We start from the raw sequence: 549 nt of genomic DNA, 5'->3' as shown, positions 1-549 counted from the left end.
CATCACCGCCAGCAGCGTACCTTCTCCCGAAGTTACGGTACCATTTTGCCTAGTTCCTTCAGCCGAGTTCTCTCAAGCGCCTTGGTATTCTCTACCCGACCACCTGTGTCGGTTTGGGGTACGATTCCTACTAACCTGAAGCTTAGAAGATTTTCCTGGAAGCATGGCATCAACTACTTCATCCCCTTGGGGACTCGTCATCAGTTCTCAGCCTTAATGTAAACCCGGATTTGCCTAAGTTTACAGCCTACAACCTTAAACGCGGACAACCAACGCCGCGCTAGCCTAGCCTTCTCCGTCTCTCCATCGCAGTTAGCAGAAGTACAGGAATATTGACCTGTTTCCCATCGACTACGCCTTTCGGCCTCGCCTTAGGGGTCGACTCACCCTGCCCCGATTAACGTTGGACAGGAACCCTTGGTCTTTCGGCGTGGGGGTTTTTCACCCCCATTATCGTTACTCATGTCAGCATTCGCACTTCTGATACGTCCAGTGTGGGTTACCCCTTCACCTTCAACCGCTTACAGAACGCTCCTCTACCGCTTGCTC

1 rRNA gene is annotated in these 549 nt (G+C 52.3%); it reads right to left on the bottom strand.

The window, feature by feature from the left end:
- Positions 1–549, bottom strand: a 23S ribosomal RNA gene (locus tag LMH66_RS20250); the annotation flags it as partial.

It is taken from the genome of Shewanella sp. 10N.7 (assembly GCF_020806285.1).
GTDB lineage: Bacteria > Pseudomonadota > Gammaproteobacteria > Enterobacterales > Shewanellaceae > Shewanella > Shewanella electrodiphila.
The sequence above is the reverse complement of the archived record's forward strand: the minus strand, read 5'-3'. Positions and strand labels throughout refer to the sequence as shown.